At 57.6% G+C, this 8,357-nt stretch carries 5 protein-coding genes; 3 read left to right on the top strand and 2 right to left on the bottom strand.

What is annotated here, in order from left to right; translation table 11 throughout:
- A partial coding sequence (locus tag M0974_RS15695) for a TonB-dependent receptor (protein ID WP_297838478.1) occupies nucleotides 1-1,753 on the top strand: 1,753 nt, incomplete at its 5' end.
- A 407-nt stretch (nucleotides 1,754-2,160) separates the two neighbouring features.
- Here the strand turns inward: M0974_RS15695 and tusA are convergent.
- Together tusA and rlmM are read right to left on the bottom strand one after the other, a co-directional pair.
- Entirely contained in the window at nucleotides 2,161-2,415 is a 255-nt protein-coding gene (tusA, locus tag M0974_RS15690) for a sulfurtransferase TusA (RefSeq protein ID WP_297838474.1), read from the bottom strand.
- A gap of 75 nt (nucleotides 2,416-2,490) precedes the next feature.
- Nucleotides 2,491-3,555 (bottom strand): 23S rRNA (cytidine(2498)-2'-O)-methyltransferase RlmM, encoded by a 1,065-nt coding sequence (gene rlmM / locus M0974_RS15685; RefSeq protein ID WP_297838471.1) that lies wholly within the window; start codon nucleotides 3,553-3,555, stop codon nucleotides 2,491-2,493.
- Nucleotides 3,556-3,778: 223 nt separating this feature from the next.
- Here rlmM and acnA point away from each other — a divergent pair, with 223 nt between their 5' ends.
- Complete coding sequence (gene acnA / locus M0974_RS15680) at nucleotides 3,779-6,547, top strand: aconitate hydratase AcnA (RefSeq protein ID WP_297838468.1); 2,769 nt, start codon at nucleotides 3,779-3,781, stop codon at nucleotides 6,545-6,547.
- A 259-nt stretch (nucleotides 6,548-6,806) separates the two neighbouring features.
- A partial coding sequence (locus M0974_RS15675) for a PAS domain-containing methyl-accepting chemotaxis protein (RefSeq protein WP_297838463.1) occupies nucleotides 6,807-8,357 on the top strand: 1,551 nt, incomplete at its 3' end.

Below are 8,357 nucleotides of genomic sequence, written 5' to 3'. Positions count from 1 at the left end.
GCTCGACTTCAACGACGTCGAGCGGGTGGAAGTTCTGCGCGGTCCCCAGGGCACGCTTTACGGGCGCAACAGCAGCGCCGGCGCTATACGTGTGATTACCCACGATCCTGATCAGGAAACCCGTGGTTTTTTTGAACTCGGTGGCGGTAGCTACAACGCCGCCAATGCGCGCTTTCTCATCAGCGGCCCATTGGTGGACCACGCCCTGTTCGGCAGCTTCTCGGCCACCGACCTCAACCGCGACGGGACCGTGTGGGACCCGACCCGGCACAAGGACGTGAACAATATTGATATCCAGTCTTATCGGGGCAAGCTGCGCTTCAAGCCCGACGATTCGCCGTGGGATGTCCAACTCACCGTGGCTGGCACCTTCGACCGTGGCGACACCACCAGCTACACGCCATTCGACGCAAACGGGCATTTCGACAAGTTCAAAAGCTATTCGAGCCTCGACCCCAAGAACAAGCTGGATCAGGGTAGCGGCGTGCTGCGGGCAATCTATGCGTTCAACGACCAGTTGAGCTTCAAATCCGTGACGGCCTATTCAGCCTTCCACCAGCCGGTGGACTATGACAATTCTGGGCAAGCCGCGCTGATTCAGCAGAACTTGATTCTGTATAAACAGGCCTATGTGACTCAGGACTTTCAAATCAATGGCAACTACGACCGTTTCAGCTTTACCACTGGGGTATTCGTCTACCACGAGAAGTTCGACGCTGACCGCGACAACCTCACCTACTCCATCGCCCGCGCTGCAGTAATCGGCCAAGGCCAATACAGCACCACGACTACCGACAGTTATGCGCTTTACGGCCAAGGGAGCTACAAGCTGACGCCGCAGCTGTCACTAATCGCCGGCCTGCGTTTTACCCGAGAGCACAAGAACTTCGACTTTACCAACTACGCGCTCACCGCCAACCGCGCAGTCACGGGAGTGAACTTTACTGCTGACGCGAGCAAGTCGTGGCAGAGCACCAGCCCCAAGATCGGTCTGGAGTATGCCTGGACTGCACATCTCAATCAGTACGCTTACGTCGCCAAGGGCTTCAAAGCGGGCGGCTACGACAACCGCGCGCCCACAGCAGCAGCGGCGGAAACGGCGTTTTCACCCGAAGATGTCACTACCTACGAAACCGGCTTCAAGGGCGACTTCTTCAACCAGCGCCTACGCGCCAACGTCGCCGTGTTCTACAACGACTATAAGGATTTGCAGACTAACGCCTACGACCCGACGTTGGGGGTTAACCTGCGGACCAACGTCGGTCGCGCCCACACCTATGGCGTGGAATTGGAAACCCTCACCGCCCTGACGAGCGACCTGCAATTGACCGCCAATGTCGGCTACCTGCAAAGCCGCTACGACGACTTCCAGAATGCGTCAGGCGCGGGCGTCGACGCTGATGGCAAGCAATTGATCTACTCGCCTAAATGGAACGCCAGCGTTGCTCTCAACTACACCGTACCGTTGAACGTCCCCGGCGCGGTGCTGGTCGGCACCGACGCACAGTTCCAAACCCGCTCGTACGGCAACCCACTCAACGATGACATTCAAGAGATTCCTAAACAGACCTTCTGGAACGCCAGCGCTCGCTACATCACCGCAGACGGACACTGGACAACCACGCTGGGGGTCAAAAACCTGTTAGATCGCGCCTACCCGCAATCGGTGGGTTACATCCCGTCCAGCGGCCAACGGTATTATTCGATCAATGATCCACGGACAGTACTGTTAAGCCTGCGCTACGACTTGTAATGCCAGGACATCCAAAAGCATCTGTACAACCCGGACTTAAAAAGCCGGACTTTTCGATTTCTGCCTACTAGGCAGAGATCGGAAAATACGCTCTGAAAAAGTGGTTTAGAGCGCACCTGTGGGCCAACTCATTGGCGAAGGCAACGGCGCGGTTCATCAGACACGCCGCGCCGCAAACTTCCCCGAGTAAATTTGGGCCACAGGTAATCCGGAGTGATGCATAAATTTTTGTAATTGAATGGACTCGCCCAAGCCGAGGCGTCTGTGCGCCACGGTGGCATTCTTATAGAAGCCCACGACAGCGAGGACGAGGACGAGGCCATTCAATTACAGGTCTCGTGTTTGCTGCGCGACAGCGCGGGGACGGGGCGGCATCTCCTATACCGGTGAAGACTTAGCGCACTCACTCAATCAAGCTTCTTGCGAATCCAGTACACATAAGTCCCACCATCAGCCTGCTGCTCGACCAGTTCATGCCCAAGAAACACGCAAAACTTAGGAATGTCACGGCGGGTCGACGGGTCGGTGGCGATGACTTTAAGCAAGCCACCGGCGTGCAGATCCCGCACCTTCTGGTGCAGCATCATCACCGGTTCAGGGCAACTCAATCCGGTTGCGTCGAGAACGGCGTCAACGGACAAGGTATCGATGAGTTCAGACATACGTCTCTCCAAAAACTGGCTGGCATTGTTACCCGATTCATTCAATGCCGCCAAACTCTGTGGGTTGAATCAGGATCAGCGGCGCTTGCCGTCCAGTCGACGCAAATGGCAGGTCACTTCTTCGCGATCGTGATACAGCTGCTTGCAGCCGATGCTGACCTTGATTCCACGCTCGGTAAAACCTTCCTCGATCCGTAATAACAAGCGGCGTACTTCGGCGTAACGCTGTTTCATTGGCAGTTTCAAATTGACCACGGCCTCGCGACACAGGCCCTCGCCCAGCCAGGTTTCCAGCAAGGCGGCATTACGCGCCGGCTTTTCAACAATGTCACAAACCATCCAGTCCACCGGATGACGTGGCTTGAAGGTAAAACCATCCGCCATCAAATGCTGGACCAAACCGGTATCCATCAAACTCTCAGCCATCGGCCCATTATCAATAGCGGTGACCAACATGCCACGACGCACCAACTGATAGGTCCAGCCTCCCGGAGCAGCACCCAGATCGACCGCAGTCATCTCGCCGGACAAACGCTCATCCCATTGATCGCGGGGGATGAAATGGTGCCAGGCCTCTTCCAGCTTCAGGGTTGAGCGGCTAGGTGACTCGCGGGGAAACTTCAAGCGCGGAATGCCCATCGGCCACATCGCCGAATTATCAGCATCTGCCATGCCAAGGAACACTTCACGCCCGCTTTTAAAGGTCAGCAGCAGACGCGGCTTGTGCGCGTCTTCTACTAGCTTGCCCGCTTGGGTCAACGCCTTACGCAAAGGCCCTTCGAATTTTTTGCAGAAGTTCGACAGCTCTTTGCCGTCGTTGGTGTCGACCACTTCCAGCCACAGGCTGCCGCAGGTTGGAAAGTTGCGCAACTGCGCCAGGATCACGCTGATGCGGTCAGTTTCCGGCAAATCGAGGAACACCCCGCGCGCCCACTGCCGGGGAAAAATCAGCTCGGCGAAGCGCTGGCCCTTCATCAGCCGTTCGGCGCCGTCTTCTTCAGTGCAGACGAACTCGGCGCAGGCCGCATTGGTTTTGGCTTTGGCGTATCCCGCCACGTTCAGACGAGCAGCATGCTCGGCAATCTCTGAACAGACTTCGCTTTCAAAGCCCGGCCGGCAGTGCATAAACAGGGTGTTCATTCATTTCTCCTGGGCAGTGGCGAAATATTTGGCCACCGCGCGGCACTTGAGGTGAGCCCCAAGGCTTAAAACCGGCGCATGATAGCCGAATCGTGAACCACTGGGTTCCTTCTGCGGTCCAGTAATACTCAAGCTAATAGTAAGCAGTACCTGTCAGAGGTAACTTAAAACTCTGTTCGATTCTTAAAGTCCGTGCCGTGCGGACTCGTAAAGGAGTTATTTCATGCCTTCCCTCGATAGCCTGAAAAGCCTCAAAACATTAGAAATCGACAATAAGACCTACCACTACTTCAGCCTTCCGGAAGCGGCCAAATCACTGGGCAACCTGGACAAGCTGCCAATGTCATTGAAAGTGCTGCTGGAGAACCTGCTGCGCTGGGAAGACAACAAAACCGTCACCGGCGACGATCTCAAAGCCATCGCAGCGTGGCTCACTGAGCGCCGCTCGGACCGCGAAATCCAATACCGCCCTGCGCGGGTGCTGATGCAAGACTTTACCGGTGTGCCGGCGGTGGTTGACCTAGCCGCCATGCGCGCTGCGGTAGCCAAGGCCGGTGGCGATCCACAACGTATTAACCCGCTGTCTCCAGTGGACTTGGTGATCGACCACTCGGTGATGGTCGACAAATTTGGCGACGCCAGCGCGTTCGGCCAGAACGTCGACATCGAAATGGAACGCAACGGCGAGCGTTATGCGTTCCTGCGCTGGGGCCAAAGCGCCTTCGACAACTTCAGCGTGGTGCCGCCGGGCACGGGGATCTGTCACCAGGTCAACCTGGAATACCTCGGCCGCACCGTCTGGACTAAAGACGAAGACGGCCGCACCTATGCGTTCCCCGACACCTTGGTCGGAACCGACTCCCACACCACCATGATCAACGGCCTCGGCGTGCTCGGCTGGGGTGTCGGAGGCATCGAAGCGGAAGCGGCGATGCTCGGCCAGCCGGTGTCGATGCTGATTCCGGAAGTCATCGGTTTCAAGCTGACCGGCAAGTTAAAAGAAGGCATCACCGCCACCGACCTGGTACTGACCGTCACCCAAATGCTGCGTAAAAAGGGAGTGGTGGGTAAGTTTGTCGAGTTTTATGGCGACGGCTTGGCCGACCTGCCACTGGCCGATCGCGCCACCATCGCCAACATGGCGCCAGAATATGGCGCCACCTGCGGGTTCTTCCCGGTTGACGACATCACCCTGAGCTACTTGCGCTTGTCCGGTCGCCCTGCCGAGGCCGTAAAACTGGTCGAGGCTTACAGCAAAGCTCAGGGTCTGTGGCGTATAGCGGGTCAAGAACCGGTGTTTACCGACAGCCTGGAGCTGGACATGGGCAGCGTCGAAGCCAGCCTCGCCGGGCCAAAACGTCCTCAGGACCGGGTCGCGCTGCCCAATGTTGCACAGGCCTTCAGTGACTTTCTGGGCCTGCAACTCGCGCCCTCGCATAAGGAAGAAGGCCGCCTGGAAAGCGAAGGCGGCGGCGGTGTCGCCGTGGGTAACGCTGACTTGGTCGGCGAAGCGGACTACGAGTACCAAGGCCATACCTATCGCCTTAAAAACGGCGCAGTGGTCATCGCCGCGATCACGTCATGCACCAACACGTCGAACCCCAGCGTAATGATGGCGGCTGGCTTGGTGGCGAAAAAAGCGGTCGAGAAAGGCTTGAAAAGCAAACCCTGGGTCAAGACGTCCTTGGCTCCAGGCTCCAAAGTCGTTACCGACTACTATAAAGCCGCCGGTTTGACTCAATACCTGGATGCGCTGGGCTTCGCGCTGGTGGGCTACGGCTGTACCACCTGCATTGGCAACTCCGGGCCGTTAGACGCGCCGATCGAAAAAGCCATTCAACAGTCCGATTTGACCGTTGCCTCGGTGTTGTCCGGCAACCGTAACTTTGAAGGCCGGGTACACCCACTGGTGAAAACCAACTGGCTTGCCTCGCCGCCGCTGGTGGTGGCATATGCGCTGGCCGGCAGCGTGCGCACTGACATCAGCAGCGAACCACTGGGCGAAGGTTCAGACGGCAAGCCGGTGTACCTGCGCGATATCTGGCCGACCCAGAAGGAAATCGCTGACGCCGTAGCGCAGGTCAGCACCGGCATGTTCCACAAGGAATACGCCGAAGTATTCGCCGGAGATGCACAGTGGCAGGCCATTGAAGTACCGCAAGCGGCGACCTACGTCTGGCAGGACGACTCCACCTACATTCAGCACCCGCCATTTTTCGACAACATTGCAGGGCCTTTGCCGGTGATCGAAGACGTGCACGGTGCCAGCATCCTCGCCTTGTTGGGAGACTCGGTGACCACCGACCACATCTCCCCGGCGGGCAACATCAAGGCTGACAGCCCGGCCGGTCGCTACTTGCGACACAAAGGCGTCGAACCTCGTGACTTCAACTCTTACGGCTCTCGTCGGGGCAACCATGAAGTGATGATGCGCGGCACCTTCGCCAACATCCGCATTCGCAACGAGATGCTCGGTGGCGAAGAAGGCGGCTACACGATCCATATTCCCACTGAGGAAAAGTTGCCGATCTACGACGCTGCCATGCGCTATCAGGCAGACAAAACACCGTTAGTGGTGTTTGCGGGGCTGGAATACGGCACCGGCTCCAGTCGGGACTGGGCCGCCAAAGGCACCAACCTGCTGGGCATCAAAGCCGTCATCGCTGAAAGCTTCGAGCGGATTCACCGCTCCAACCTGGTGGGCATGGGCGTATTACCGCTGCAGTTCAAGGATGGCCAAAGCCGCAAGACTTTGGGCTTGACGGGCCACGAAAAAATCGACATCAGTGGCCTGACCAACGCAGACCTGCGACCCGGAATGAGCCTGAAACTGACCATCACCCGCCCGGACGGCAGCCGTGAGGACATCGACGTGCTGTGCCGAATCGACACCCTGAATGAAGTCGAATACTTCAAAGCGGGCGGCATTCTGCATTACGTGTTGCGCCAGTTGATAGGTAATACCGGGGCGCCGCACGCGGTTGCCGGATGAGTACAAGATAACTGTAAGAGCTGCCGAAGGCTGCGATGCGGACAAAAAATCGCAGCCTTCGGCAGCTCCTACAAGGCTTGCTACTCGACAATCTGGAAAGACGCAGAATCCTCTCGCCAATAAACCCTATTCAAACGAACAGAACTAGCACAGCGCCACCATCAAGCCACGCCGATTCATGGGTCATTTTCAAAATAACATTCAATTTCTCGTCTCTAGAGCCGATAGCCCGCCATAGCCCAGCGGATCGGACACCATCATGCGCAACAATCAACCCGTCACCCAACGCGAACGGACGTTTCCCGCGCAACAGCGGTTGATATCCACTACCGATGCCAAGGGTGTTATCACCTACTGCAACGATGCCTTCGTCGAGATCAGCGGTTTTAGCCACGAGGAGTTGATTCGCCAGCCGCACAATACTGTCCGACATCCGGACGTACCTTCGGCGGTTTTCGAGCACATGTGGAGCACCCTCAAGCTTTCTCAGCCGTGGATGGGGATTGTTAAAAACCGCAGCAAAAACGGCGATCACTATTGGGTAAACGCCTACGTAACCCCGATATTCGAGAAAAATCAGCTGGTGGGGTATGAGTCGGTGCGGGTCAAGCCCACCGCCGAACAGATCCGTCGCGCCGAAGCATTGTATGAGCGCCTGAATAAGGGTAAATCAGCTGTTCCGAGTCGTGATAAATGGCTGCCCCTTCTACAAGACTGGCTGCCATTTATCCTGGTCAGCCAACTCAGCTTCTTGATCGGCGTGTGGCTGAACTCCCATTGGGGCTTCGCACTGGCTGCGGCGTTGTCAGTGCCGTTGGGGCTGCTCGGTCTGACCTGGCAACAGCGTGGCATCAAGCGCTTGTTGAAATTGGCCGAGCAAACGACGTCTGACCCACTGATTGCACAGATGTACACCGACAGCCGCGGTCCGCAGGCGCGCCTTGAGATGTCGATTCTGAGTCAAGAAGCGCGCTTGAAAACCTGTCTGACGCGCTTGCAGGACACCGCTGAACACCTGACCGATCAAGCCAAGCAATCCGACACCCTCGCCCATGCCAGTTCCACGGGTTTGGAGCGTCAGCGGGTCGAGACCGAGCAAGTGGCCACCGCAGTCAATCAAATGGCCGCCACCACGCAGGAGGTCGCCAGCCACGTACAACGCACGGCAGATGCCACCCAACAAGCCAACGAACTGACCAGACGCGGTCGGGATATCGCCGGCGAAACCCGAGCCGCGATTCAGCGACTGTCCGCCGCCGTTGGTGAAACCGGGCTGACCGTGACCCAACTGGCCAAAGACAGCAACGAAATTGGCAGCGTGGTGGATGTCATCAAAGGCATCGCCGACCAGACCAACCTTCTAGCCCTAAACGCCGCCATCGAAGCCGCCCGCGCCGGCGAAATGGGCCGTGGCTTCGCCGTAGTAGCCGACGAAGTCCGTCAACTGGCGCAACGCACCGCTGAATCTACCGGGCAGATCCACGGCCTCATCGCCAAACTGCAACACACCGCCACCGCCGCTGTGCAAACCATGGACGCTGGTCACCGCCAAGCCGAAGAAGGCGTCGCTAAGGTAATGGAAGCTGACCAGGCACTGGTGGGCATCAGCGAAGCGGTCGCCAACATCACCGACATGACAACGCAAATCGCGGCGGCTACGGAAGAGCAAAGCGCCGTTGCGGAGGAGATCAGCCGTAATATCAGCACCATTGCCCAATTGGCTGACAAGACTTCCGACGAGGCACGGCGTTCCGCGCAATTGAGTGGTGAGCTGACTAATACAGCACATACGCAGTATTCACTGGTGGAG

It is taken from the genome of Pseudomonas sp., assembly GCF_026224925.1.
Lineage (GTDB): Bacteria > Pseudomonadota > Gammaproteobacteria > Pseudomonadales > Pseudomonadaceae > Aquipseudomonas.
The sequence above is the reverse complement of the archived record's forward strand: the minus strand, read 5'-3'. Positions and strand labels throughout refer to the sequence as shown.